Origin of the sequence: Bradyrhizobium sp. PSBB068, from assembly GCA_016839165.1 — a bacterium.
In the GTDB taxonomy this organism is placed as follows: Bacteria; Pseudomonadota; Alphaproteobacteria; order Rhizobiales; family Xanthobacteraceae; genus Bradyrhizobium.
Genome location: CP069300.1, coordinates 3,598,788 through 3,624,845, shown reverse-complemented (window position 1 = coordinate 3,624,845; position 26,058 = coordinate 3,598,788). Strand labels below are relative to the sequence as shown.

Here is a 26,058-nt window from a genome sequence, read left to right as displayed (position 1 = left end):
GCTTCGGTTCACTGCTTTCGTGGGCGCCGCTACCCGAAATCCGCCGCCGTCAGTACGATCGGTTGGCCGTGCGGGGTGCGGTCGGCGGCGTGATCCCAGGCGTCGCGGTAGCGATGCAGCGTCTCGTGCGTCGTGACGCCCTTGGCGGCGACAAGGTGTTCGAGCGTCGCCAGCCAATGCTGATAATAGGTTTCGCCGGTGTCGGGATCGCCGGCGGCCTGCGCGCGTTTGATCTGGTCGGCGAGGGCCGCCGCCCATTCGGGCCAGGTGAACACGCCGCGGTCATGCAGCGTCAGTGCCATCGCGAACGCCTGTGCTTCCCAGGGCGCGCGAAACACCGGGCCGTCCTGATCGCGGGGAATGCTGGACACGGCACTGGTCGCGCGCGCGGCGGCGCCGGCATCCATCACACCGCCTCCAGATAGGGCTCGAACGCGTCGATCGAGACCTTGATGGTCGGATCCGAGTCCGGCCCCCACAGCTCACGTCCGTCGAACACGACGGTGTACAGCCATTGCGGATGCTCGCCGGCATCGTTGGCAGCCGTATCGGGAAAGACGTGACAGCCATGATCGCGCTCGACCACGCCGACATGACCGCGCACATAGCGCGGCAGCCGCGTGTGCGTGGCGGGATGGATGTTCTTCGCCCGCACCCGATCGCCGGCCTTGAACTTCGCCGGGGCCGGCGCCGCGCGGCCGAACTTGCCGCGCACCATGATGCGCTCGACATCGGGGATCGAGAACTTGCCGTGTTTGAGCGATTTCGCCGGCGCGACGGAATGTCCGGATGCGACGTCGTCCTTGGAGATATAGCCCTTGTCTAGCAGCAGGGCTTCCAGCCCAAGGAACCATTTTTTGTAATAGGAGCTCGACAGATAGACCTGCGGGGGCAGGGTCTCGCGATAGAAGCGCGAGGCGTCGATGTTGAAGGCGCCGGCCGCGCCCATCGCACGGACCATGGCGAGCACCCGCGATTCCCATTCCTCATGGAACATCGGCTCGTTCGGCTCGGGCTCGACCTTGCCGAACCCGTCCATGCCGCCCATGTCGTGGACGCCGTTCATGACGGAGCTCCCGGCGTCTTCGGGAATCCGGTGCCGATCATCGAATCGCGCGTCACGAGCTCGGCGAGCTGCTCCTCGCTCCAGCCCTCGGTACCGGCGGGCCGCATCGGCAGCACCAGGAAGCGCGTCTCGGCGGTCGAGTCCCAGACCCGGATTTCGGTTTCCTTCGGCAGGCTGACGCCGAAATCGGCCAGTACGCCGCGCGGATCCTTGACCGCGCGCGAACGGTACGGCGAGGCCTTGTACCAGACCGGCGGCAGGCCCAGCATCTCCCAAGGGTAACAGGAGCAGAGCGTGCAGACGACCATGTTGTGGCGACCGGGCGTGTTCTCGATCGCGACCAGATGGTCGCCGACCCGGCTGACATGGCCGAGGGTGCCGACTGCCTTGGAGGCGTCCTCGAGCAGCGCCTGCTTGAAGGCGGGATCGGCCCAGGCCTTGGCGACGACCCGGGCGCCGTTATGCGGGCCGATCTTGGTCTCATAGGCCTGCACGATGGCGTCGAGCGCGGCAGCCTCGACATAGCCTTTTTCGGTCAGGATCGATTCCAGCGCGCGGACGCGCAGTTCGGTCTCCGAAAGTTCGGAATGGTCGTGATCGTGGTGGTGATGATCATGTTCGCTCATGCCCAGAGAATAGGCGAAACCGCCATGCTATGTCGAGGCAAGCCGTACACAACAATGCGAGCTGGGAGGTATGCGTGGTTGACTATGTGACGATCGAAAAAGGCCTCGGGCCGGAGGGCCGCATCGCGGTGGTGCGGTTCGACCGCGGCGACGGGATCAACGCGCTGTCGCCGGAGGCGCTGCGGCAGCTGACCGATGCGGCGCGCAGTTTCGAGGACGATGCCGACACCTCGGTGGTGGTGCTGACCGGCGGCGCCAAATCGTTCAGCGCCGGCTTCGACCTCAAGGATGCCGAAGGGCGTTCGCGCGCGACCATGGACATGGGCATGCTGCGCCGCCACCTGAAGCTCGGGCCGCGGCTGACGCGCGCCTGGCAGGAGATGGAGCAGGTCACGATCGGCGCGATCGAGGGCTTCTGTGTCGGCGGCGGCGTGGCGCTCGCCGTCGCGCTGGATTTCCGCGTCATGGCGCGCGATGCGCATCTGCGGGTGCCGGAGATTGCGCTCGGCATGAACATGAGCTGGCAGAGCGTGCCGCGCATGCTGCATCTGATGGGCCCGGCGCGCACCAAGCAGGCGGTGATCCTGGCCGACGACCGGATTTCGGCTGCCGAGGCCTATGAATGGGGCTTGGTGGAGCAGGTGACTGATCCCGGCAAATCCTTCGAAGCCGCGATGGCGTTCGCGGCCAAGATCGCCGCCCAGCCGCCGATTTCGGTGGCGATGACCAAGCTGACGGTCAACCGGCTGGCGCATGCGCTCGACGATCTCGCCAGCCACATGGATCTCGACCAGTTCGCGCTGGCGAGCCTGACCGAGGATCACAAGGAAGGCGTTGCGGCGTTCCTCGGACGGCGCAAACCGCGCTTCAGGGGGCGCTGACGGGCGTCACTGCCGTTTGGGGATATCGCAGCCGGAGAGGTCGGCCTCCCAGCCGAAAACTGATCGGCCGTCGAGGCTTGGCGAACGGGCGCGCTCGTTGGCCACGAACGCATCGAAGGACGGGCCGGTTGCGGTCAGCTCCAGCCTGCGCGCCTGATCGTCCAGCCGCTTGAGTGCCTGCATCTCCTCGTCGCGGCCGAGCTTCGCCTGTTGTACCGCCGATTTCAGCACGCCGATGGTCTCGTCATAGACCTTGATCGGCACCGGAAACGGATGACGGTCTTTGCCGCCATGCGCGAGTGAGAACCGCGCCGGATCGCGGAAACGATACGGCGTCCCGTGAACGACTTCAGCGACCATGGCGAGCGACTCCACGGTGCGGGCGCCGACGCCGGGTGTGAGCAGCAGCTCGGGGAAGTCCAGCGGCCCGCGCTCGGCTGCGGCGGCGAGGGTGCCGTGCAGACGGCGGATGAACACGTCGCTCGAGCGCACATCGTGATTCGCAGGCATGATCAGATGCAACAGATCGCCCTGTGCCGCCACCTTCTCGGTCAGCTCGGCATATTCGCGCGCAACGCCGTCGGGACCGAGCCCGGCAAGCAAATCGAGCTGAGCCTGGCGTGAGGCATCGGCGCGGTGGTCGGTCAGATTGACGATCTCGCCCTGCGATGGTCCGTCGATCGCGCTGTGCGGCTCGTCAACGAAGCTGCGCAGGCCCTCGGAATGCCAGTGATAGCGCCGCGCCTGCCGCTTGCTGTCGCTCATGCCTTGCTGGACCACGGTCCATTTGCCGTCCGTGGTGACGAAGAAGCCGTGCAGATAGAGCTCGAACCCATCCTGGACCGCGGCGCTGTCGACCTTGGCGACCAGACGGCTGGCGCGGGTGAGCGCAACGCCGTCAAAGCCGGTCCGCTCGCCCAGCGCCGTCAGTTCGTCCGGCGTCCGGCGCGAATACCTGCCGCGGCCGCCGCAAACGTAGATGCCGAGCTCGTCCTGCAGCGGTGCCAGCCCGCGCTTGAGCGCGCCGATGACGCTCGTAGTGATTCCGGACGAATGCCAATCCATGCCCATCACGGCGCCGAACGACTGGAACCAGAACGGATGCGAGAGCCGCTGCAGGAACGCGTCACGGCCGTAATGATGGACCACGGCCTGCGTGATGATCGCGCCCAACGTCGACATGCGCTCCGCCAGCCACGGCGGCACGCGCCCACCATGCAGGGGCAGATCAGCGCTGCCGGTACGTCGGGCCATCGGTCTCCAAACCTTGGATCACGCCTTCGATCGAGCCTCGATGCAACGTCCGTGACGAGAGGCAGACTATCCTCGCCGATCAGCCTGTAATCGACTCGTTAGCAACCCGTCGAGGATCGCGAGGGATTGTGGTCGCCAAACGCCTCGCTGTCGACCCCGCGGAGGCCCGACCGGAACATCCGGGCGATGGCCAAGAAGGGCCGCCGGCAGCCGGATCCGGGGCTGCCGGCGACTGGCAATTACTTTCGGTTCTTGTCCAGGTCCTGCGCCATCGCGAGATGGTGCTTGAGCGCGAGCAGGGTCCGATCAGCCCAGTCCTTCAGCTTCACATCCTCGCCGCCCTTGGCGTAGCGTTCAAACAGTGAGACCGCATCCTTGTGGGCGCTGACCTGCATCGGATCATATTCGCTGGCGAAATTGTCCGGCTTGGTGTTGCGCAGCACGTCGAGCTTCTTCTGTGAGCTGTCGTCGAGGCCGGTCGGCAATGCAGCCTTCATCTCGCCGCTGACCAACGCCTTCAACTCGGTACTGGTCTTGGTATGGTCCGTGATCATCTGGTCGGCGAACTTCTTTTCCGCCGCATTGCCCTTCTGCTGGGCGATCTTCGCTGCTTCGATCTCCAGCATGTCGCTCAAGGCCACTTCCTTGATGAAGTCTTCCGTTTTCGGTGCGACGCCAAGCACGGAATTGACACCGGTCTTCTCGCCGACCGATTGGGCCAGCGCGGGCAGGGTCAGCCCGCAACTGATGGCAATAGCCAGAATAGTTCGCTTCATGCGCGTCTCCTCAGGCCGCCTCGGCATTGATGGCGCTGATGGCGAGCTTGCTGAGGGCTTCATCCGTCTTCTTTTCCTCGGCCAGGGTCTGGTCGATGAGCTTGACGGCGTCCTTCATGTTGAGCTTGGTCGCCCATGCTTTTAGTGTGCCGTAACGCGCGATCTCGTAGTGCTCGACCGCCTGGGCCGCAGAGACTAGGCCCGGATCGAGCGCCGGCGTGTCGGCATACTCTTCCATGATCTCCTTGCCTTCGTCGAGGATGCCCTCGATGGCGTCGCACTTCTTGCCGCGCGCCGGCTTGCCCATCAGATCGAAGATCTGCTCAAGCCGATCGATCTGGCCTTCGGTCTCGTCATGGTGCTTCTCGAAAGCCGCACGCAACTGCTCGGATTCGGCGGCCTTGGCCATCCGCGGCAGTGCCTTGAGGATCTGTTTTTCGGCGTAGTAGATGTCCTTGAGGGTGTCCAGGAAGAGGGCGCTCAGGTCTTTCTCCGGCATTGGTGTCGCTCCGTGGGGGTTGATCTGTACCCACAACAGGGACCCTGCAATGTCGTTCCTATCTGTCCTGGTTCAGGCGCGGACTTATGACTGCGCAGCTTTGACGCATCGCTCGCCAGGAACGAAGCGTCGGCGCACCCGTTGGACGATCTCATCTTTCAACGGAGGATCGCGATGGATTGGAATCGTGTCGAAGGCAACTGGAAGCAAATGAAGGGTAAGATCAAGGAGCAGTGGGGCAAGCTGACCGATGACGATCTCGATGTGATCGCCGGCAAGCAGGACCAGCTCGAAGGCCGTTTGCAGCAGCGCTACGGCTATGCCAAGGATCAAGCCACGAAGGAAGTGAATGACTGGTACGGCCGCCAGGAATGGTGACCGCTGCGCATTCCAGGGCCCCGCTTGCGGGGCCCTTTGCTTTGCGCCGCTTGGAATAGGGGCCAATGTCAAACGTTCAAGGCGTGCCGTCATCGCCTCGAGCAAGGGGCATCCAGCCGATCACGGTCCGACCGACCCAGCCTCGCCGCGAGGGGATTGGTCTATGACTGAAGTTGAAGCCCGTATGACGCGAAGACGGTGCCCTAACCCTCGCCTAGATACTGGCTCGGAGCAATGCCGAAGGTTCGCTTGAACATCGCGGCGAATGCGCTGGGGCTCTGATAGCCGTGCTCCATCGCGACCTCCAGGATCGATGCACCGGCGGCAAGCCGCGGCAGGCTCAGCATCAGCCGCATGCGTCGCCGCCACTCGCCGAAGCTCATTCCGAGTTCCTTCTGAAACAGTCTGGCCAGCGTACGGCCGCTCATGGCGCACTCCGCCGCCAGGCTTTCCAGCGTGACCTCCGAAGCAGGGTCCGCGATCATGGCGTTGCAGAGGTTGGCGAGGCGCGGATGATTTGGCATCGGCACGTGCATCGACAAGCGAGGCGCCAGGCGAACCTCATCCAGGATCAGCCGCATGACCCTCTCGTCGCGGCTATCGGTGTCGTAGTCGAGCGGAATGGCGGTCGCGGCGACGACCAGCGAGCGCAGCAGGGCGGAGACCTCGATCACCTCGCAGTCCGGTGACAGGTCCGGTAGCGCGTCGGGCACGACGAACACCGTACGCATCTCCACTTGTCCCGCGATGCGGATAGCATGCGCTATGCCGGCCGGCATCCAGACCGCGCGACCGCTCGGCACCACCCAGCTTCCCGATGGGCAGGTAACGGTCATGACACCGGCTATGGCATGCACCAATTGCGCCCGTGGATGGCTGTGGGGTGCGATGATCTCTCCATCGCAGTGGCTGCTCGCCATCGCGGCAAGCGGCCGTGGTGCAAGCTGGCAGGCTTCGTGAGTGCGGGCGATGTCCATTTCACGACGATTGTTGACCTAACTGCGCGCGAATGACAAGCGGGGCAGGGCTATGACCTCTGACAAACTGCCACCGCGGCGGCGCTTCCTTCAGCGTCTCCGAGCGCGGGGGATCATTTTGTGACGGCCGACGGCGAGTTCCGTTGGTCGAAGGTCTACGCATGTCAGGTTCAATGACTCAACTCAGCTTCAATTCGACTCCGTCCAGCGCCGCGAACATATCCACCTTCCTGCGGACCGGCCGCCGCTGGTTGCCGCAGATTGGCGGTGCTCTCGCCGGGCTGCTCGCGCTGACCTATGGCGCGCATTGGTGGTTGTCGGAACGCTTCATCGAGACGACGGACAACGCCTATGTCCGCGCCGACGTCGCCGTCATCAGTTCACGTATCGCCGGTCATATCGCGACCGTCGTGGTGTGCGACAATCAGGCCGTCCGCCGTGGCGACGTGCTGGCCAAGCTCGATGACGCGCCGTACCAGGCAAGACGCGACCAGGCGAAGGCCGCCGTTGCGGCAGCGCAGGCTGATGTCGTCGTCGAGACGGCCGCCATCGCGACGATCGATGCGCAGTTGGCGCAGCAGCGCAGCCTGATCGTCCAGGCGGGCGCCGAGACGGTGACGGCCGAAGCGGAGGTACAGCGGACGTCGCTTGAATTGCAGCGTCAGGAGGCGCTGGTCGCGCGCGAGGTTGCAAGCCGCCAGCGCCTGGAGAGCGCGGAGGCGGACCAGAAAAAATCCGTGGCAACGCTTGCCGCGGGGCGTGCGGCTCTGGCCGGCCAGCACGACCGCCTGACCGTGTTGACCGAGCAACGACAGGGCAGGCTGGCGACGCTGGAAAAGGCACGCGCGGCCGTGTCCCAGGCACAGGCGACGCTGGAGCTGTCGCTCATCGATGTCGCCAACACCGTGATTCGTGCGCCGGTGGACGGCGTGGTCGGACAGCGCACGATTCGCGTCGGGCAATATGTCGATCCCGGCCAGCCGCTGCTTGCGGTGGTGCCGGTCCAGGCTGTTTACGTGGTTGCCAACCTGAAGGAGACCCAGCTCGACCGGGTTATGGTGGGACAGCCGGTAGCGCTCGACGTCGATGCATTCGACGGCGAACCGCTGTCCGGCCATGTCGAGAGCTTTGCGCCGGCGTCCGGTGCGCAGTTCGCCCTGCTGCCGCCCGACAATGCCACCGGCAACTTTACCAAGATCGTGCAGCGCCTGCCCGTGCGGATCAGTATTGATCCCGGGCAACATCGCGCAGCCGATTTGCGGCCGGGTCTGTCGGTGGTCGCGAGGATTGATACGCGCCGCGGCGAAGCGCAGCGATGAGCGCTCAGGAGAGGGCTGACGGCGCCGAGCCGAAGGTCGAGCTGCGAGCGTGGGTTGCCGTGATCGGCGGCGTGTTCGGCTGCTTCATGGCCGGCATGAATGTGCACGTTACCAACGCCTCGCTGCCGGACATCCGCGGCTCACTCGGAGCCACCTTCGAGGAGGGCTCCTGGATCACCACGGCCTATCTGGTGGCCGAGATCATCGTGATTCCGCTGACCGGCTGGCTGGTGTCGGCATTCTCGATGCGGCGGGTGCTGATCGTCGGCACCACGGGCTTTCTGTTGTTCTCGGTGGCGTGCTCGCTCGCACCGACGATCGGCGCCATGATCGCGGCGCGGGCGTTGCAGGGCGCATTTGGCGGGGTCTTGATCCCATTGTCGTTCCAGCTCATTGCAACCGAATTGCCGCTGTCGCGCCGTCCACTCGGGATGGCCCTGTTCGCCGTCGCCAACAATGTCGCGCAGGCTGCGGGACCTTCGATCGGCGGCTGGCTGACCGACGTCTATTCCTGGCGCTGGATCTTCTATCTGCAGATTCCGCCCGGGCTCGCGCTGCTGGCCGCGATCGCCAGGTCGATCAGGCCGCAGGCGGTGCACGCCGCCGGGCTGCGCAATGGCGACTGGGGCGGCATCGCGACAATGGCGCTCGGCCTGAGCGCGATGCAGATCGTACTGGAGGAGGGTGGCCGTAGGGATTGGTTCGCCTCACCTTTCATCGTTCAGACCTCGATCCTCGCCGCGACCAGCCTTCTGCTGTTCGTCGTGATCGAGCTGCGCGCCACCACGCCGTTCATCAATCTGCGGCTGCTCGGCCGTTATAATTTTGGGCTCGCGAGCTTCATGCAGTTCACCTTTGGCGCGGTGGTGTTCGGCGTGGTGTTCCTGGTGCCGAACTATTTTGCCGAGTTGCACGGCTACAATGCCCGCGAAATCGGACTCGCCATGATTCCCTATGGCCTGGTTCAGTTCGCGATGTCGTTCATGACCCCGCCGCTGATGAAGCGGGTGGGGACGCGATGGATCATCGTGCTCGGCTTCGTTCTGGTCAGCATTGGCTGCTTCATGAATATTCATCTCGATCACGATGCCGCGCGCAACGTGATCATTCCGTCACTCATCGTGCGGGGCATTGGCCAATCGCTGGTGGTCGTTGCCTTGTCGGTCATGGCGGTCCGCGGGATCGAACAAGCGCAACTTGGGTCGGCTTCGGGGCTGTTCTCGACGGTTCGCAATGTCGGCGGTGCGATCGGGATCGCGATCGCGAGCCAGATCGTGGTCGAGCGTGAGAAGCTCCACGCATCGCGGATCGGCGAGGCGATGACGGTCTTCAGCCCAGAAACCCGCGAGCGCGTCATCGCGTTGGTACGCCGGTTGGGGGGCCTCTACGTGGATCGTGTCGCAGCCTTGCATGCCGCAGTCACCGCGCCGCTGCGGCAGCAGGCGATAGCCTTGCTCGACAGCCTCGTCCATCGCGACGCGCTGATACTCGCCTATAGCGATACGTTCCTGCTTGCAGGTATCGCCATGGCATTTTGTGCGCTGGCAGCTCTTGTCTTGAAGGACTCGTGATGAGTTGGTCGTGGGGGGCCACGATTGGCTGTGGCGCAGGCTTGCTTGGAGCCACGGGTATAATCAGAATTCGCATAAGGTATATTATGGAATATTTATATCTACAATTAGATCAGATATTTAGTGGGAAATCTTCGCATTGGACAGCAGCACGGCGTCGGTTCAGACCTGTCTCGGCCGTTGCTGGGGCTCGCCCGGACAATCGTCGCGGTTCACATGCAAGCGTCTCGTCAGAAAGCCGATATTGCCGCGGCGTACGGACGCTGCAATAAGCCCCAGCTGTGCAGAGATCGCTGGTGACCCCGCGGCATCAGGTCCGTATAGGATGGCATCTCAGAACAACAACAAGCCTCTCGAGGGAGCAACACCAATGAGCTTTTCACGACGCACGCTGCTGAAGGTTTCCGCCGCTTCCGCCGTCCTGGGCGGAATTGGCGCGCCGTATGTCGCGCGCGCCCAGTCGGCCGAGTTCTCCTACAAGTTCGCCAACAACCTGCCGGAATCGCATCCGCTGGTGGCGCGCGCCCGGGAGATGTCTGCGGCGATCAAGACCGAGACCAACGGCCGGTTCGACCTTCAGGTGTTCCCGAACAATCAGCTCGGCTCGGATACCGACGTGCTGAGCCAGGTGCGCTCCGGCGGCGTCGAGTTCTTCACGCTGTCCGGCCTGATCCTGGCGACCCTGGTGCCGGCGGCTTCGATCAACGGTATCGGCTTCGCATTCCCGGACTATCCCACGGTCTGGAAGGCCATGGATGGCGACCTCGGCGCCTATGTCCGTGGCGAGATCAAGAAGGCCGGCCTCGAGGTCATGGACAAGATCTGGGACAACGGCTTCCGCCAGACCACGTCGTCGACCAAGCCGATCAACGGACCGGACGACTTCAAGGGGTTCAAGATCCGCGTGCCAGTGTCGCCGCTGTGGACCTCGATGTTCAAGGCGTTCGACGCCTCGCCCGCCTCGATCAATTTCAGCGAGGTCTATTCGGCGCTGCAGACCAAGATCGTCGAGGGCCAGGAGAACCCGCTGGCGCTGATCTCGACCGCGAAGCTGTATGAAGTCCAGAAGTATTGCTCGCTGACCAACCACATGTGGGACGGCTTCTGGTTCCTGATGAACCGTCGTGCCTGGGCGGCTCTGCCTGACGATATCAAGACCATCGTCGCCAAGCACGTCAACGCGGCCGCCGTGAAGGAACGCGAAGACACCGAGAAGCTGAACGCGACCGTGAAGCAGGAACTCGCGGGTAAGGGTCTCGTGTTCAACCAGCCCGAGGTCGGGCCGTTCCGCGACAAGCTCCGCACCGCCGGCTTCTACGCCGAGTGGAAGGGCAAGTACGGCGACAAGGCCTGGGAGCTGCTCGAGAAGTCCGTCGGCAAACTGTCCTGATCGTCAAGCGGGAGGCTCGCCAGCGGGAGATTTGCTATGGCTCATGTCGAGATGACGCCGGCCGTGGCCGGCGAGGCGGCGTCACAGCCCCCTCGCCGCCGCTCTGTTCTCGGTGCCATCGATGCGGCGCTGGGATGGCTGGTCGAAATCCCGGCGGCGATCCTTGTCGTCGCCGAGGTCGTCATCCTGTTCGCGGGCGTGGTGGCGCGCTACGTGCTGCACACGCCGCTGATCTGGTCCGACGAGCTGGCGTCGATCCTGTTCCTGTGGCTTGCGATGTTGGGATCAGTGGTCGCGCTCCGCCGCGGCGAGCACATGCGCATGACGGCCTTGGTGGCAAGCGCCGGACCGCGGCTCTGGGCCTATCTCGACGTCGTCGCGACCTGCGCCGCGCTGGCGTTCCTGGTCCTGATCGTGCACCCGGCCTATGAATACGCCTACGAGGAAAGCTTCATCACGACGCCGGCGTTGCAGATCTCCAATACCTGGCGCGCCGCGGCGCTGCCGGTCGGGATCTGCCTGATGGCGTTGTTCGCGCTGCTGCGGCTGGCCCGCGCCGGCGATTTCAAGACCTTCCTGCTGGCCGCCCTGACGGTGGTTGCCTTGATCGGGGTGTTCTGGCTGGCGCAACCGATGTTGCGGCCGCTCGGCAACCTCAACCTGATCATCTTCTTCGTCGGCGTGGTCGGCTTCTGCGTGTTCGCCGGCGTGCCGATCGGCTTTGCCTTCGGGATGGCGATCTTCGGCTATCTGGCGCTGACGACGCGGACGCCGTTGATGGTGCTGGTCGGCCGGATGGACGAGGGCATGAGCCACCTGATCCTGCTGTCGGTGCCGCTGTTCGTGTTCCTCGGCCTGCTGATCGAAATGACCGGCATGGCGCGCGCGATGGTGGCCTTCCTGGCCAGCCTGCTCGGGCACGTCCGGGGCGGCCTGCACTACGTGCTGGTCGGCGCGATGTATCTGGTGTCAGGCATTTCCGGATCGAAGGCCGCCGACATGGCGGCGGTCGCACCGGTGCTGTTTCCCGAAATGAAGGAACGCGGCGCCAAGCCTGGCGATCTGGTCGCCCTGCTCGCCGCGACCGGAGCGCAGACTGAAACCATTCCGCCGAGCCTGGTGCTGATCACGATCGGCTCGGTCACCGGCGTCTCGATCTCGGCGCTGTTCACCGGCGGCCTGCTGCCGGGCGTCGTGCTGGCAATCACCCTGTCGGCGCTGGTGTGGTGGCGTTACCGCGGCGAAAACCTCAGCCACGTCCAGCGCGCCACGCGAAGCGAGATCGGCAAGGCCTTCATCTACGCCCTGCCCGCATTGGCGCTGCCGTTCGTGATCCGCTACGCGGTGGTCGAAGGCATCGCCACCGCGACCGAGGTCTCGACCATCGGCATCGTCTATGCGTTCCTCATCGGCCTCCTGATCTATCGCAAGTTCAACTGGCGGCGGCTCGTGCCGATGCTGATCGACACGGCGTGCCTGTCGGGCGCGATCCTGTTCATCATCGGCACCGCCACCGGCATGGCCTGGGGCCTGACCCAGTCCGGCTTCTCGCGGGCGCTGGCGGCGGCGATGGCCGGATTGCCCGGCGGGTCGGCGACCTTCATTGCGGTGTCGATCCTGGCCTTCGTGATCCTCGGCAGCGTGCTCGAGGGCATCCCGGCGATCGTGCTGTTCGGGCCGCTGCTGTTTCCGATCGCGCACCAGGTCGGCGTCCACGAGGTGCACTATGCCATGATCATCATCCTGGCGATGGGCATCGGGCTGTTCGCGCCGCCGTTCGGCGTCGGCTATTATGCCGCCTGCGCCATCGGGCGCGTCGATCCGGCCGAGGGTATCCGGCCGATCTGGGGTTACATGCTGGCGCTGTTGATCGGCCTGATCATCGTCGCCATCTTCCCCTGGATATCGATCGGTTTCCTTTAGAGCACCTAGCGGATGGGATAGAGCCATGAGTGCAGCTCAAAATCAGTACTCGATCGGGCTGGACAAGACATCAGCCAATTACGTGCCGCTGACGCCCCTGAGCTTCCTGGCGCGCTCGGCCGCGGTCTATCCCGACCATGTCAGCGCCGTCTATGAGGGGCGCAGCTTCACCTGGAAGCAGACCTATGAGCGCTGCAAGCGGTTCGCGTCCTATCTCGCGGGCCATGGCATCGGCCATGGCGACACGGTCGCGGCGATGCTGCCGAACATCCCGGCGATGAACGAGCTGCATTTCGCGGTGCCGATGACCGGCGCGGTGCTGAACGCGCTGAACATCCGGCTCGATGCGGCATCGATCGCGTTCCAGCTCGACCATGGCGGCGCCAGGATTATCCTCGTCGATCCCGAATTCGCCGGCGTGATCGCGGAGGCGTTGACGCTGATGGAGGGCCCGAAGCCTTTCGTCATCGACGTCGATGATGCCGCATTCAGCGGCGGCAAGCGGATCGGCGCGATCGAGTATGAGGCGGCGGTCGCGGCAGGCGATCCCGCATTCGCCGAGCGGCCGCCGGCCGACGAATGGAATGCGATCGCGCTGAGCTATACGTCGGGCACGACCGGCAATCCGAAGGGCGTGGTGACCCATCACCGCGGCGCCTATCTCAATGCCGTCAGCAACATCCTCGCCGGCAATCTCGGCCAGCATCCGGTCTATCTCTGGACGCTGCCGATGTTTCATTGCAACGGCTGGTGCTTCCCCTGGACGATCGCGGCGACCGCCGGCGTCAATGTCTGTCTGCGCAAGGTCGATCCCGCAAAAATCTTCGAGCTGATTCCGAAGCACGGCGTCACCCATATGTGCGGCGCGCCGATCGTCTACAACACGCTGATCAATGCGCCTGACGCACCGAAGGGCGGCAAGGTGAAGCCGGTCACAGGCCTGATCGCCGGCGCGGCGCCGCCGGTTGCGGTGCTCGAGGGTGCCGAGCGCATCGGCATCAAGCTGACGCATGTCTACGGCCTGACCGAGGTCTACGGCCCCGCTTCCGTCTGCGCCGAGCAGCCGGGCTGGGACGAGCTGTCGGCCGATGCGCGCGCGCAGCTGAAGCGGCGTCAGGGCGTCTCCTATCCGCTGCAGGAAGGCGTCACGGTGCTCGATCCCGAGACCATGCGCGAGGTGCCGCGCGACGGCGAGACCATCGGCGAGGTCATGTTCCGCGGCAACATCGTGATGAAGGGCTACCTGAAGAACGAGAAGGCGACGCAGGAAGCCTTTGCCGGCGGCTGGTTTCACACCGGCGATCTCGGCGTGCTCGACGCGCACGGTTACGTCATCATCAAGGACCGCTCCAAGGACATCATCATCTCCGGCGGCGAGAACGTCTCCTCGGTCGAGGTTGAGGACATCCTCTACAAGCACCCGGCCGTGCTGTTCGCGGCGGTCGTCGCAAAACCCGATCCGAAATGGGGCGAAGTGCCCTGCGCGTTCATCGAGCTGAAGGACGGCGCCAAGGCGACCGAGGCCGAAATCATCGCCTATTGCCGCGAGCACATGTCGGGCTTCAAGACACCGAAATCGGTGGTCTTCGGGGCGGTCCCGAAAACATCCACGGGCAAGATCCAGAAATTCCTGCTGCGCAACGAGGTCGGCTCGGCCAAGGCGATCTCGGCCTGAGCCGTGGCGCTCAGCCCTCCGCGAGGCGGCCGAGCAGATCGTACAGGAGCTTCTTCTGGTCTGCCTTGAGCGGCGCCAGCGTCGTCGCCGTGCATTCGATCTCGATCGGGATCAGTTGCTCGACCAGCGCTGTGCCGGACGCGGTCAGGTCGATCAGGACCAGCCGCTTGTCGGTCGGATCGCGCCGTGTCGCAACCAGACGCCGCTTCTTCAGCCGCAAGACGACGTCGCGGATATTGGCGGGCTCCATCGCAACCAGGCGTCCCAGCAGATTCTGCGACAGTGCCCCGCGCTCGTAGAGCCGGGCCAGCGTCGCGTATTGCGGCGCTGTCAGATCGTAGGAGCCGATCCGCTCCACAAGGTTGGACGACGCGCGCTGATAGGCCCGACGCAGCAGGAAACCGACCTGGTCCTCCAGCCTATAGTCCGGCGCGACACGCCTTGCTGGTGCCGCTGCTTTAGTCGACGTTCTCGGCATCGCGGTACATCACCTTGTGGCGCGTGGTCGAAACCCATTCGTCAATCTGGGCTTCGGTCATGAAGTGCTGATCATCGAACCTGTTCCAGTTGCTGATGTCGGTGAGGCTCTTCTTCCAGCGCTTGTAGGGCGGCTTGGCCGGCGGACCGAAGCACATGATGTCGAGCACGGACAATTCGTCGGGGATGCCGAGCAGCGGCTTCATCGCCTGCTGAGCCTTCTCCTGCCCGATCGCGGTCACCCACCAGACATTATAGCCGAGGGCCGCCGCCGCGAGGTGCGCCGACATCGTCGCGGCCGCCACGCTCTGCAGCAGGATCCGCTCGGCATTCTGCTTGTACATCTTGTCGAGCTCGGAGCCGTCATTGAGTACCGGAAACGCCTTGACCCAGCGGAAGTCGCTCGCGACCACGATGAAGCCCGGGGCCGATGCGAGGCCGCGATAGTCGGGCGTCGGGAACTTCATCTTGAGCCGGGCGCGGGCGACCTGCTCCTCGCGGAAATACTCGGTGATCCTGTTCTTCAGCTCCTGATCGGTGACGGCAATGAAGTGCCAGGGCTGCGCATTTGCGCCCGATGGCGCGTGCCGCGCCGCCTCCAGAACCATGTCGTAATGCTCACGCGGCATCACGTAGCCGGAATCGAAGGCGCGTGTGGTCAGCCGGTTCTTCACGACGTCCATCAGCGCGTCATATCGCGTGCGGTCCGTATAGTCCCGCGCGGCCAAAGCCTCTGCCATTGGGTCCTCCCGATATTGTTATGATCATAACGATATCCAAAGTCCGCGAAAGGTCAATCCCGGGCTGCGAAGGCGGGCGGCAGCCTGGCGTGCGGAATCCCGCGCGATCGGATGAACGCGCGCGGCCCGGTCGTCACGGTCGTTGACGTCTTCAGCCCGCCCGGTCGAGCGTCAGCCGCATGCCGTCATAGGCCGGGATCACGCCGGCCGGCAGGCTCTGCCGCAGCACCTCGTAGTCGAGGTCGGAATGCATGTTGGTGATCACGGCGCGCTTCGGCTTGAAGCGTTCGATCCACGACAGCGCATCCGCAACGCTGAAATGGCTCGGATGCGGCGCATAGCGCAGGCCGTCGACGATCCAGAGATCGAGGCCTTGCAGCGCCGGCCAGCTCTCCTCGGGAATGTCGTGCAGATCGGGCGTGTAGGCGGCATCGCCGATGCGGTAGCCGAGCGCCGGAATCCGGCCGTGCTGCACCAGGAAGGCCTCGAGCTTCAGCGGACCGCCCTTCCCCGTGACCGTATGGCTCTCGCCGGCCTCGATCGAATGCCGGGTTAGGATCGGCGGATAGTCGCTGCCTTCAGGCGAGATGAAGCAATAGGAGAACCGCGCCATGATGTCCTTGGCGGTCGACTGGTTGAAGTAGACCGGGATGCGGCGGCGCTGGTGCAGCACCACCGAGCGCAGATCGTCGATGCCGTGGGTCTGGTCGGCATGCTCATGGGTCAGGAACACCGCGTCGATATGCTCGACACTGGCGTCGATCAACTGCTCGCGCAGGTCGGGCGCGGTGTCGATCACGACCCGCGTGGTGCCGTGCTCCATGGTGCGCTCGGCCATGATCGAGCAGCGGCGGCGGCGGTTCTTTGGATTGCTGGGATCGCAGGCGCCCCAGCCGAGCGCCGGGCGCGGCACGCCGGCGGAAGAGCCGCAGCCCAGGATGGTCAGTGTCAGCGTCATGCAGCTACCTTCGGCGTCGGCACCTTGGAGAACAGCCGGAAGAAGTTTTCGGTGGTCTGCCGTGAGATATCTTCCAGCGAGACGCCGCGTGTTTCGGCGAGCACCTTGGCGACCTCGACGACGTAGGACGGCTCGTTGCGCTTGCCGCGGAATTTGCCGGGCGCGAGATACGGCGCGTCGGTCTCGACCATGATGCGGTCGGCCGGCAGCTCGGCGGCCAGCGCGCGCAGCGCGTCCGACTTCTTGAAAGTCAGGATCCCCGTGAACGAGATCGACAGCCCAAGCGCAATCGCCTTCATCGCGAGCTCGCGGCCGCCGGTGTAGCAATGCAGCACCGCCTTGAACGGGCCCTTCGCGACTTCGTCCTCCAGGATGCGGCCGCAATCCTCGTCGGCCTCCCGGGTGTGGATGACGAGCGGCAGGCCGGTCGCGCGTGCGGCCGCGATATGCGCGCGAAAGCCCCGCTCCTGCGCCTCGCGCGAGCCATGCTCATAGAAATAATCCAGCCCCGCCTCGCCGAGCGCCACGACCTTCGGGTGTTTGGTCAGCTCGATCAGCTCGCTGGCCGGAATGCCGTCCTCTTCATCGGCGTGATGCGGATGGGTGCCGACCGAGCAGTAGACGTCCGGAAAGCGCTCCGTGATCGCAAGCAGGCCGCCGAGCCGCTTCACCCGGGTCGAGATCGTGACCATGCGGCCGATGCCGGCCGCTTCGGCGCGGGCGACGATCCCGTCGAGATCGTCGGCGAAGTCGGGGAAATCGAGGTGGCAGTGACTGTCGACCAGCATGAATTTCGAGCCGCTCACTCGGTCTTCGGTTCCACGTAGCGCGGGAACACGCCGACCGGCGCCGGCAGCACCGTGCCCGGCCTGATCCGCTCCGCGATCGCCGCGAAGTCGCGGGCATCTGCTGCTATCCCGAGGCTGTCGAGCATCTTGCCGCAGGACTCGGGCATCACCGCCTGCGCCATTATCGCGATCTGGCGCACGACTTCGGCGGTGACATAGAGCACCGTCTTCTGACGCGCCGGATCGGTCTTGGCCAGCGCCCACGGCGCTTCGCCCGCAAAGTAGCGGTTGGCCTCGGCGACCACGGCCCAGACCGTGTTGAGCCATTGATGGATCTGCTGCGTGGCCATCGCGGTCCGCGACGTCTCCAGCATGGCGTCGGCCTGCGCCAGGATCGCCTTGTCGTTGTCGCTGAACTCGCCCGGCTCCGGCAGGACGCCGCCAAGCTGCTTGGCGATCATCGACAGCGAACGCTGCGCGAGATTGCCGAAATCGTTGGCGAGGTCGGCATTGATGCGCGCGACGATGGCCTCGTGGTTGTAGTTGCCGTCCTGGCCGAACGGCACCTCGCGCAGGAAGAAATAGCGCACCTGGTCGACGCCGTACTGGTCCGCCAGATTGAAGGGATCGACCACGTTGCCGACCGACTTCGACATCTTCTCGCCCCTGTTGAACAGGAAGCCGTGGGCATAGACGCGCTTCTGCAGGGGAATGCCGGCCGACATCAGGAAGGCCGGCCAGTACACCGCGTGGAAGCGGATGATGTCCTTGCCGATGATGTGCACGTCGGCAGGCCAGTAGCGCCAGTGCTTGTCGCTTTGGTCGGGATAGCCGACGCCGGTTATGTAGTTGGTCAGCGCATCGACCCAGACATACATCACGTGCTCGGGATCGTTCGGGACCTTGACGCCCCAGTCGAACGTGGTGCGCGAGATCGAAAGGTCCTTCAGCCCGCCCCGCACGAAGCTCATCACCTCGTTGCGGCGGGAATCCGGACCGATGAAATCGGGCTGGCTCTCATAGAGATGCAGCAGCTTGTCCTGGTAGGCCGAGAGCTTGAAGAAATAACTCTTCTCCTCGACCCACTCGACCGGCGTGCCCTGCGGGCCGCGGCGGACATTGTCCTCGCCGACTTTGGTCTCATCCTCGGCGTAATAGGCCTCGTCGCGGACCGAATACCAACCCGCATAGCTGTCGATATAGATGTCGCCATTGTCCTGCATGCGGCGCCAGATTTCCTGCACCGACTTGTGGTGAGCAGGTTCAGACGTGCGGATGAAGCGGTCGAACGAGACGTTGAGTCGCTCGTCCATCTCCTTGAACCGCGCGGCGTTGCGGGTGGCGAGATCGTACGGCGTCATCCCCTCGCCCTGCGCGGTCTGGATCATCTTCTGGCCGTGCTCGTCGGTGCCGGTCAGGAAGAACACGTCCTTGCCGTCGAGCCGCTGGAAGCGCGCCAGCGCGTCGGTCGCGATCGCCTCATAGGCGTGGCCGATATGCGGCTGGCCGTTCGGATAAGCGATCGCGGTCGTGATGTAGTAGATGTTGCCGCGGTCTGCGGCTGGCGCCGCGACGGCGGCGGATACAGGTGCTGCCGCGGCCGGCCTGGGTTGCTTTGGTGCGCGAACCGCTGCCGGTCTCGGCGCCTTCTCGGCGGCCGGAGCCTTCGGCACAGCGGGCTTCCTTGCAGCCGTCGCAACGGCCACCGCGGCGGCCTTCTTCGGCGCGGTCTTGGTGGCCTTCGCCGCAGCCTTCTTGACAGCCTTCTTGGCCGTCTTCTTCGCAGCCTTCTTCACGGTCTTTTTGGCTGCCGTCTTCGCTCCCGACTTGTTGGCTCCCGTCTTGGTCTTGGCGGCCTGCTTCGCCTTCTTGGCGACGCGCCCACCCTTCTTGGCCGTGCGCGACTTCGCAGCGGCCTTCCTCGTCGCGCGGGCGGGCGATGCCTTCTTCGTCTTCTTGGCCTTCTTCGACGATGTCTTCTTAGCGGTCGCCACCACGGAATCCTTTGCAGATCGAAACGAGATTGTCGGGAGTTTTGTCGGACGGATGTGTTGTCAGACAGATGTGTTTTGGGACTTGGCGTCTATCGGGTCGCATCCGCGAGCATCGAAAACACCGAGAAAACCAGCGGCTTGCGCTCCAGATTGTAGGCTTCGGTATCGCGCGCGGCGCGAACGATCTTTTCCCATACCTCCGCGAGCCGTGCAAGGCGCGGCAGATTGGCATTGGCGTCGCCGGTCCGCATCCGCTCGCTCATCCAGCGATCGATGCCGTCGATGAAGGCGGCGAGCGCGACGCGGTCGCTGGTGCCGAGCGCATCGCCCAGCGCATGCAGCTCGCGCGGATCGACGCTTGGAAGCGTTGCCAGCAGCGCAGCCGTACGTTGTTGCAGCTTGAGGGCGTCGCCGCCGAGCAGCGACAGCGCCCGCCCGACGCTGCCTTCGGATGCGGCCGCGGCTTCCAGCAGCGCCGGGTCTTCAGCGTCGATATCGGTTGCCGCCGCGGCTGCGCGCACGACGTCGTCCGTCTCCAGCGGCCGCAGCAGCAATTTGCGGCAGCGGGACAGGATCGTCGGCAGCACCCGCGACGGCGCGTGACTGACCAGGAGGAACAACGACTGCTGCGGCGGCTCCTCGAGGATTTTCAAGAGCGCATTCGCAGCGTTGGGATTGAGCTCGTCGACGGTGTCGACGATGCAGACGCGCCAACCGTCGACCGCGGCCGTCGAGCCGAAGAACGAGATCGTCTCGCGCGTCTCGTCGACCGTGATCACGGTGCGCATCACGCCGCGGTCGTTGAGGCCGCGCTCCAGCACCAAGAGCCCGCCATGGGCGCCCGCCGTGATCTGCCGCGCCACCGCATCGGACGGATCGACCCGCAGCGTCGGCGCCGCCTGAACCTGCGACGATTTCGGATTGCGGAACGCCAGCACAAAGCGCGCCATGCGGTAGGCCAGCGTCGCCTTGCCGACGCCCTGCGCGCCGCCGATCAGCCAGGCATGCGGAATCCGCCCGCTGCGATAGGCATCGAGCAAGGTGGCCTCAGCCTCGCGATGTCCGAACAGATCGGACGTTTCGCGCGGATGGCGGGCAGTGCGCTCCTGTTCGACCTTGCGCGCGCTCATGCTGGACTGTCCGCCGTGAGCGTCGCGCGCAGATGCTCGCGCAGCGCGGCCCATATCGTAGCTGTGACCGTGTCCGGATCGGGCGTGGCGTCGATCAGGACGCAGCGCTCCGGGTCTTCGGCCGCGATCCGGCGGTACGCGTCGCGCAAATCCTGGTGGAACTTGATGCCTTCGGCCTCGAAGCGGTCAGCCGTGGCGTTGCCGCGGCGCGCGGCGGCGCGTTGCAGTCCGACCTCGACCGGCACATCGAGGATGAAGGTCAGATCGGGCTTGAGATCGCCGATCGTCACGCGCTGCATCGCGTTGACCAGTTCGGGCGACACCTGCCCGAGCTGGCCCTGATAGGCGCGCGTCGAATCGAAGAAGCGGTCGCACAGCACCCAGATGCCCTGGTTGAGCGCCGGCAGGATCACCGTGCGGACGTGGTCGTCGCGCGCCGCGGCAAACAGCAGCGTCTCGGCCTCGGGCCCGAGCAGCTTGCCCATTCCGGACAGCACGAGGTGACGGATGATCTCCGCGCCCGGCGAGCCGCCGGGCTCGCGGGTCACGATCACGCGCAGCTTGGCGGTGTCGAGCCGCTCAGCGAGCTTGCGGATCTGGGTCGATTTGCCCGAACCTTCGCCGCCTTCAAAGGTGATGAAGCGACCGCGCAAGCTCGGCCGTTGGACTGCTGCTTCCGCCATGTCAGAGTTTCTCGACCCCTGCGCGGAACATGCCGATGACGAGCTCCTGGGCACCGTCGAGCGCGCGGCGCATCGTCGATCCCGTGCCGACGGCATCAGCCGCGAACACCGGCGCCTCCATCGCGACATTGGCGCCGCGCCACACGCGCACCACCCCGATCTTCTGGCCGGCGGCGATCGGCGCCTTGACAGGGCCGCTATAGATCACGCGTGCGAGCAGCTTGTCGTTGCCGTTCTTGGACACCATCACCTTGACCGGATCGGGACTGACGAGCTTGACCGAGCGGCTCTCGCCGCCGAACACCCGGGCGTAGCCGACCGGCTGGTTGGCTGCGATCAAGGTCCGGGTCTCGAAGCTGCGGAACCCCCATTCCAGCATCTTCTTCGCCTCGGTCGCGCGGTCTTCGGAGTCCTCGAGACCATTGACGACGACGACGATCAGCCTTGTGTCGTTCTGCACCGCGGAGCCGACCATGCCGTAGCCGCCTTCCTTGGTGTATCCGGTCTTCAACCCGTCGGCGCCGGGCAAGGCATTGAGCAGCGGATTGCGGTTCTGCTGGCGGATCTTGTTCCAGGTGAACTCCTTCTCGCCGAACAGCTTGTACTGGTCGGGATAGGCCTGGATGATGTGGCGCGCCAGCACCGCGAGTTCCCGCACCGTCATCTTGTTGGTCGGGTCCGGCAGGCCGTTGGAATTGCCGAAGGTCGACTTCGTCATGCCGAGCTCGCGGGCGCGCTTGGTCATGAAGTCGGTCGCGAACGTATGCTCGTTGCCGGCAATGCCTTCGGCGAGCGCGATGCAGGCGTCGTTGCCGCTCGGGATGATCGCGCCGTGCAGGAGGTCGTCGACCGAGACCTTGCTGTTGATCGCAGCGAACATCGTCGAGGTGCCGGACGGCGCCCCGCCCCGCCGCCAGGCGTTCTCGCTGATCCGGTATTCGTCCGTGAGCTTGATGTCGCCCTTCTTGATGGCGTCGAACACCACCTCGGCGGTCATCAGCTTCATCATGCTGGAGGGCGCGCGCAGCTCGTCGGCATTCTTCTCGAACAGCACGCTGCCCGAGGAGGCCTCGACCAGGATCGCGGTCGGCGCGTCACCGTCGAATCCGGCGTCTTCCTTCTTGGCGCCCTGGACGCTGTTGTTGGCGGCATAGACCACGCCGCCGCAGCCGATCGCCAGCGCGACCGCGGCCGCGATCAGGCCGCGCCCGGCGCGAGCTGACAACGTGCGGGGAACTGCGGTCTGGGCTGCCATCGGCGATGTCCTGAAAGACTGCGTTCTAACAGCTGGAAGTATCGCAAACAACTCAGGTTTCGCCGCTTGTGCACGGCCGGCTGGATTGCCTGCTGCGTTGAACGTCCGTATCTTCGGAACTAACGACAGCAAAACCGGCAAACAAGGCGGAAACGCGAATGTCATCCTCCCGCACCATTTCCGCCAACGGCATCGACATGTTCGTGCGCGAGGCCGGCCACGGCCCGCTGGTCGTGCTCTGCCATGGCTGGCCGGAACTGTCCTACTCGTGGCGGCACCAGATCGCAGCGCTCGCAGCCGCGGGCTTCCGGGTCGCAGCACCCGATATGCGCGGCTTCGGCCGGACCGCCGCGCCGGCCGACATCGGTGCCTACACGATCTTCGATACCGTCGGCGACATGGTCGCGCTGGTGGCTGCGCTCGGCGAGAAGAAAGCAATGATCGTGGGTCACGATTGGGGAGCGCCGGTGGCCTGGCACGCGGCGCTGTTCCGCCCCGACGTCTTCACCAGGGTTGCCGGCCTCAGCGTGCCGCCGCCGTTTCGCGGCCGCGGACGTCCGCTCGAAACCCTGCGCGACAGCGGCATCACCAATTTCTATTGGCAGTATTTCCAGCCGCCCGGAGTCGCCGAGGCCGAGTTCGAGCGCGACGTCGCCCACACCATGCGGCTGGTGCTCGGACGCGGCGTCTCCGATGCCAGCTCGATGTTCGTCGACGAGGCCAAGGGCTTCCTCGGCAAGCTGCCGGCCGGAATGCCGCTGCCGGCCTGGATCACCGAGGCCGACATCGCCGAATTCGCCGAGGGTTATCGGCAGTCCGGCTTCCGCGGCGGCCTCAACTGGTACCGCAATCTCGACCGCAACTGGGAGCTGACCGCGCCCTGGCAGGACGCGCAGATCCATCAGCCATCGTTGTTCATCGCCGGCTCGAACGATTCTGTCATCACCGGGCTGATCGGCGCCAAGCGGGTCGCCGACATGGAGCGCGTGCTGCCGAACTTGCGGCAGAAGCTGATCATCGAGGGCGCCGGCCACTGGATCCAGCAGGAGCGCCCCGACGAGGTCAACGCGTCGCTGATCGCGTTTCTGAAGTGAACAGGCCAAGCACCTGATTCGTAACGCTTTGACTTAGTAGAGCCCGCGCCCGCTCAGCACTTCGGCCGGTCCACGTGCATCGATCGGCACATAGGCGGCGGCCGGGCTCGGGGTTGCGGCATAGCGCGGGTCACCCTCGTAGGAGACTTCGCGCTGATTGTTCGCGACGCGACGGTGCGACCGGCTTGAGGCCGACATCTCCGAGGTCGCGTTCGCCGAGGCGTAGTCGGCCTGGGTGTTGCCGAGGCTGTACGGCCGCCCTTCGGGCAGCGGGACGTCGCCGCGGACCCGGCCCGACGAGGACGACATCTCCGGGACGAACGGACGTGCCGAGGTGACCCGGACCATCGACGGCGACGGCGCTGGCGTGCCGGTGCGCAAGGTCGCCATCAACTGGCGGTCGTCGGAGCCTTCGAGCGGTGCCCGGCCGACATATTCGACGCGGACGCGGGCGACACCATTTCCTTTGAAATCAAGCAGTTCGGCAGCTTTGTTCGAGACGTCGATGAGGCGGTTGCCGTGGTACGGGCCGCGGTCATTGACGCGAACGACGAGCGATTTGCCGTTGCTTAGATTGGTGACCCGCGCGTAGCTCGGCATCGGCAGGGTCGGATGGGCGGCCGTCAGCGAGGCCATGTCGAACACCTCGCCATTGGCGGTCAGGCGGCCGTGGAAATCATCGCCGTACCAGGACGCCATGCCCTCGGCGCGGTAGTTCTCGTTCTCCTCCGGCACATAGGTGCGGCCGGCGACGACATAGGGCTTGCCGATGCGGTAGGTGCCGCCGCCCTTCGGCACGGGGTCGCCCAGCGCCACGACCCGCGGGCTCGACGACACGCCATATTTGGGATCGACCCGGCTGGCGAACTTGTTGGAGGAGGCACAATTGGCGAGGACGAGGCACGTCGCCACCGCAACGGCGCCGCGCGCCGTCCGGATCATCGAATCTGGCCGTCTAGTCCCCATTTGCCCCAAGTACCATTCTGCCGGACCCGCGCCTACTCCGAGGCGTCGGGATCATTTTCGTCACTGCGCGGCCCACCTCCGCACCAGAGCTTGACGATATCGCAACCGGAACACGGCGGAAATGGGGAGAGCCTTAACCCTATGGCACTTTGGTAAACCGCCTGTTGCGCCTCCTCAGTTGTTCTACGGAGCCTCGGCCACCCGAAACGCGCTCGCCTGTCCCGCTATCAGACACACTGTTGCAGTAAATCATCAGTGGGTCGGCATCTTGAATTCCAACAATTGAATCTTTTTGACTGTGCAAGGCTGCAATCGTTTTCTCTTCAGCGTGGGGCGCAAAGGAAGTTTGCGATGATCGAGACGGTTACAGCGGTGATGGGCTTGGTGAGTGCGGCGATCTTCTTGGCGCACGCCGTGGAAGGCTATCGGTACCGGGCCTGACAGTCCGTTGAAGGCGGAAAGACGCGTCACCTCTTTCCAGGAGAGTATGTTCGGAAAGCTTTAATCAATTCGGATGAGCATCGATTGAAAGCAGGTGTGTCATGCGTAATCACGATTTGGTCTCCGACGGATTTCTAACCCTGACCGCAGCAAGCCTCGTGCTGCTGTGCTCGAGCCTCTTGGCCTTCGCTTTCGGCTAAAGATGCGATGCTCCGGGGCGCCATCTGCGCCCGCTCGCCTACCCCTCACCTCGTCCCTCGCCGATCTCACTCACGTCGGCATCAGCCCAGTCCTGACGCCCCCTCCACCTTTCCAGCGAGAGGATTGGCGAATGACCGGCTCAGCGAGGGAGGGAACGTCGGCACTCCTCGTCAGCACAGACGGCCGGTTGCTCATGCAACTGCGCGACGACCTTCCGCACGTTTCCGATCCCGGCAAGATTAGCCTGTTTGGCGGGCGGCGGGAGGGCACCGAGACTTTCCTGGAATGTGTCGTTCGCGAGATCCACGAGGAGATCGGCCATTACGTGCCGCCGGAGCGCTTTGAGCTGATCGGGAGTTACTCCGGACCGGATCCTTCGACCCCGGGCGGCAGCCTTCGGGGCGAGGTGTTCCTCGCCCGCGACGTTCCGATCGACCGGCTGAGGGTCACCGAAGGCCGCCTCGAGATCGTCGCGGTCGAGGACCTCGAACGTCTCAGCGGCAGGCTCGCGCGCCCGGCGGAGTATGCGCTGGCGATATTCCTGAAGCGCGAACTAGCTGAGTGACGAAACCAGCCCGCGCACGAGGTCATCGATCATCGGCAGCGCAACGGCGGGATCGGCAACGTCGATGTCGTGCACGTGCCAATACGTCACTCTTTCGGCAACCTCAGGGAACCGCCGCTCGACGAGCGGGCGATGCTCGGCCTCCTTGAGCGCGATCACGAGGTCCGCGCCGTCGAAGTCAGCCAGCGAACAGGGTTGCGGATAGCGCGTCGCGCCCTCCGGGACGATGCCGCTGGCGCGAAGACGCCGATCCGCAAACACCGACATGGCTCCGACATTGTCGGGCGAGCCCCGTTCGGCTGCGCCTCGGGACAAGGCGCGCCACGGCAGGTTCTCGGCTCTTGCCAGATGATTGAACAGCTCTTCTGCGTATCGACTGCGATAGTAGTTGCCGGTGCAAAGGAACAGGACACGCTTCATCGGCGCATGAT

Annotated in this window: 26 protein-coding genes; 9 read left to right on the top strand and 17 right to left on the bottom strand. The window is 64.8% G+C overall.

The genetic code is table 11. The annotated features are described in order from the left end of the window. Window positions 1-29 precede the first annotated feature (29 nt). Genes JQ507_16735 through nthA form a run of 3 tightly spaced genes read right to left on the bottom strand, consistent with a single transcriptional unit; the run spans window position 30 to window position 1,692 of the window. Window positions 30-407: a nitrile hydratase accessory protein gene (locus tag JQ507_16735; GenBank protein ID QRI72993.1), complete on the bottom strand. Its 378-nt coding sequence runs from the start codon at window positions 405-407 to the stop codon at window positions 30-32. Beyond that, window positions 407-1,066, bottom strand: a complete 660-nt coding sequence (gene nthB, locus JQ507_16730; GenBank protein ID QRI72992.1) for a nitrile hydratase subunit beta — start codon at window positions 1,064-1,066, stop codon at window positions 407-409. Before nthB ends, JQ507_16735 begins: the two co-directional genes overlap by 1 nt. Continuing rightward, complete coding sequence (gene nthA, locus JQ507_16725; GenBank protein ID QRI72991.1) at window positions 1,063-1,692, bottom strand: nitrile hydratase subunit alpha; 630 nt, start codon at window positions 1,690-1,692, stop codon at window positions 1,063-1,065. The genes nthB and nthA overlap by 4 nt, the downstream gene beginning before the upstream one ends. A 74-nt stretch (window positions 1,693-1,766) precedes the next feature. Here nthA and JQ507_16720 point away from each other — a divergent pair, with 74 nt between their 5' ends. Further along, complete coding sequence (locus JQ507_16720) at window positions 1,767-2,573, top strand: enoyl-CoA hydratase/isomerase family protein (GenBank protein QRI72990.1); 807 nt, start codon at window positions 1,767-1,769, stop codon at window positions 2,571-2,573. A 6-nt stretch (window positions 2,574-2,579) separates the two neighbouring features. Here JQ507_16720 and JQ507_16715 read toward each other — a convergent pair whose 3' ends face one another. From JQ507_16715 to JQ507_16705, 3 genes are all read right to left on the bottom strand, one after another. Continuing rightward, complete coding sequence (locus tag JQ507_16715) at window positions 2,580-3,827, bottom strand: DUF763 domain-containing protein (protein ID QRI72989.1); 1,248 nt, start codon at window positions 3,825-3,827, stop codon at window positions 2,580-2,582. Between the two features lie 239 nt (window positions 3,828-4,066). Further along, the gene (locus JQ507_16710; protein ID QRI72988.1) at window positions 4,067-4,603 is read right to left on the bottom strand and encodes a DUF4142 domain-containing protein; all 537 of its coding nucleotides are present in this window, start codon (window positions 4,601-4,603) and stop codon (window positions 4,067-4,069) included. A gap of 10 nt (window positions 4,604-4,613) precedes the next feature. After that, entirely contained in the window at window positions 4,614-5,102 is a 489-nt protein-coding gene (locus JQ507_16705) for a ferritin-like domain-containing protein (protein ID QRI72987.1), read from the bottom strand. A 174-nt stretch (window positions 5,103-5,276) separates the two neighbouring features. Here JQ507_16705 and JQ507_16700 point away from each other — a divergent pair, with 174 nt between their 5' ends. Next, window positions 5,277-5,480, top strand: coding sequence for a CsbD family protein (locus JQ507_16700; GenBank protein ID QRI72986.1), 204 nt, complete (start codon window positions 5,277-5,279; stop codon window positions 5,478-5,480). A 203-nt stretch (window positions 5,481-5,683) separates the two neighbouring features. Here the strand turns inward: JQ507_16700 and JQ507_16695 are convergent, their stop codons facing one another. Further along, window positions 5,684-6,457, bottom strand: a complete 774-nt coding sequence (locus JQ507_16695; GenBank protein ID QRI72985.1) for a helix-turn-helix transcriptional regulator — start codon at window positions 6,455-6,457, stop codon at window positions 5,684-5,686. A 260-nt stretch (window positions 6,458-6,717) separates the two neighbouring features. Between JQ507_16695 and JQ507_16690 the strand changes: the two genes are divergently transcribed. The 5 genes from JQ507_16690 to JQ507_16670 all read left to right on the top strand — a co-directional run bounded on the left by JQ507_16690 (window position 6,718) and on the right by JQ507_16670 (window position 14,335). Further along, on the top strand, window positions 6,718-7,776 hold the full coding sequence (locus JQ507_16690; protein QRI73379.1) for an HlyD family secretion protein: 1,059 nt from the start codon (window positions 6,718-6,720) through the stop codon (window positions 7,774-7,776). Beyond that, the gene (locus JQ507_16685; protein QRI72984.1) at window positions 7,773-9,347 is read left to right on the top strand and encodes a DHA2 family efflux MFS transporter permease subunit; all 1,575 of its coding nucleotides are present in this window, start codon (window positions 7,773-7,775) and stop codon (window positions 9,345-9,347) included. The genes JQ507_16690 and JQ507_16685 overlap by 4 nt, the downstream gene beginning before the upstream one ends. A gap of 370 nt (window positions 9,348-9,717) precedes the next feature. Beyond that, window positions 9,718-10,737, top strand: a complete 1,020-nt coding sequence (locus tag JQ507_16680; protein QRI72983.1) for a TRAP transporter substrate-binding protein — start codon at window positions 9,718-9,720, stop codon at window positions 10,735-10,737. Between the two features lie 36 nt (window positions 10,738-10,773). Further along, complete coding sequence (locus tag JQ507_16675) at window positions 10,774-12,660, top strand: TRAP transporter large permease subunit (GenBank protein ID QRI72982.1); 1,887 nt, start codon at window positions 10,774-10,776, stop codon at window positions 12,658-12,660. A gap of 25 nt (window positions 12,661-12,685) precedes the next feature. Next, entirely contained in the window at window positions 12,686-14,335 is a 1,650-nt protein-coding gene (locus tag JQ507_16670) for an acyl-CoA synthetase (GenBank protein ID QRI72981.1), read from the top strand. Between the two features lie 10 nt (window positions 14,336-14,345). Here JQ507_16670 and JQ507_16665 read toward each other — a convergent pair whose 3' ends face one another. From JQ507_16665 to JQ507_16630, 8 genes are all read right to left on the bottom strand, one after another. Then, the gene (locus JQ507_16665; protein QRI72980.1) at window positions 14,346-14,813 is read right to left on the bottom strand and encodes a MarR family transcriptional regulator; all 468 of its coding nucleotides are present in this window, start codon (window positions 14,811-14,813) and stop codon (window positions 14,346-14,348) included. Continuing rightward, a complete protein-coding gene (locus JQ507_16660) occupies window positions 14,794-15,552 on the bottom strand; it encodes a nitroreductase family protein (GenBank protein ID QRI72979.1) in 759 nt (252 codons plus the stop codon). Before JQ507_16660 ends, JQ507_16665 begins: the two co-directional genes overlap by 20 nt. Window positions 15,553-15,703: 151 nt before the next feature. Beyond that, on the bottom strand, window positions 15,704-16,510 hold the full coding sequence (locus JQ507_16655; protein ID QRI72978.1) for an MBL fold metallo-hydrolase: 807 nt from the start codon (window positions 16,508-16,510) through the stop codon (window positions 15,704-15,706). After that, window positions 16,507-17,298: a TatD family hydrolase gene (locus JQ507_16650; protein ID QRI73378.1), complete on the bottom strand. Its 792-nt coding sequence runs from the start codon at window positions 17,296-17,298 to the stop codon at window positions 16,507-16,509. The genes JQ507_16655 and JQ507_16650 overlap by 4 nt, the downstream gene beginning before the upstream one ends. A 14-nt stretch (window positions 17,299-17,312) precedes the next feature. After that, a complete protein-coding gene (locus JQ507_16645; protein ID QRI72977.1) occupies window positions 17,313-19,292 on the bottom strand; it encodes a methionine--tRNA ligase in 1,980 nt (659 codons plus the stop codon). Between the two features lie 89 nt (window positions 19,293-19,381). Next, window positions 19,382-20,422, bottom strand: coding sequence for a DNA polymerase III subunit delta' (locus tag JQ507_16640; protein ID QRI72976.1), 1,041 nt, complete (start codon window positions 20,420-20,422; stop codon window positions 19,382-19,384). Continuing rightward, window positions 20,419-21,105, bottom strand: a complete 687-nt coding sequence (locus JQ507_16635; protein QRI72975.1) for a dTMP kinase — start codon at window positions 21,103-21,105, stop codon at window positions 20,419-20,421. Before JQ507_16635 ends, JQ507_16640 begins: the two co-directional genes overlap by 4 nt. A gap of 1 nt (window position 21,106) precedes the next feature. Beyond that, a complete protein-coding gene (locus JQ507_16630; GenBank protein QRI73377.1) occupies window positions 21,107-22,264 on the bottom strand; it encodes a D-alanyl-D-alanine carboxypeptidase in 1,158 nt (385 codons plus the stop codon). A 254-nt stretch (window positions 22,265-22,518) separates the two neighbouring features. Here JQ507_16630 and JQ507_16625 point away from each other — a divergent pair, with 254 nt between their 5' ends. Further along, entirely contained in the window at window positions 22,519-23,454 is a 936-nt protein-coding gene (locus JQ507_16625; protein QRI72974.1) for an alpha/beta hydrolase, read from the top strand. 33 nt (window positions 23,455-23,487) lie between these two features. Here JQ507_16625 and JQ507_16620 read toward each other — a convergent pair whose 3' ends face one another. Beyond that, window positions 23,488-24,420 (bottom strand): septal ring lytic transglycosylase RlpA family protein, encoded by a 933-nt coding sequence (locus tag JQ507_16620; protein QRI72973.1) that lies wholly within the window; start codon window positions 24,418-24,420, stop codon window positions 23,488-23,490. A 772-nt stretch (window positions 24,421-25,192) separates the two neighbouring features. Here JQ507_16620 and JQ507_16615 point away from each other — a divergent pair. Beyond that, window positions 25,193-25,627 carry an NUDIX domain-containing protein gene (locus JQ507_16615; GenBank protein ID QRI72972.1) on the top strand — a complete coding sequence of 145 codons (435 nt, stop codon included), beginning with the start codon at window positions 25,193-25,195 and terminating at the stop codon, window positions 25,625-25,627. Here the strand turns inward: JQ507_16615 and JQ507_16610 are convergent. After that, on the bottom strand, window positions 25,616-26,047 hold the full coding sequence (locus JQ507_16610) for a low molecular weight phosphatase family protein (protein ID QRI73376.1): 432 nt from the start codon (window positions 26,045-26,047) through the stop codon (window positions 25,616-25,618). The genes JQ507_16615 and JQ507_16610 overlap by 12 nt on opposite strands. Between the last annotated feature and the right edge of the window lie 11 nt (window positions 26,048-26,058).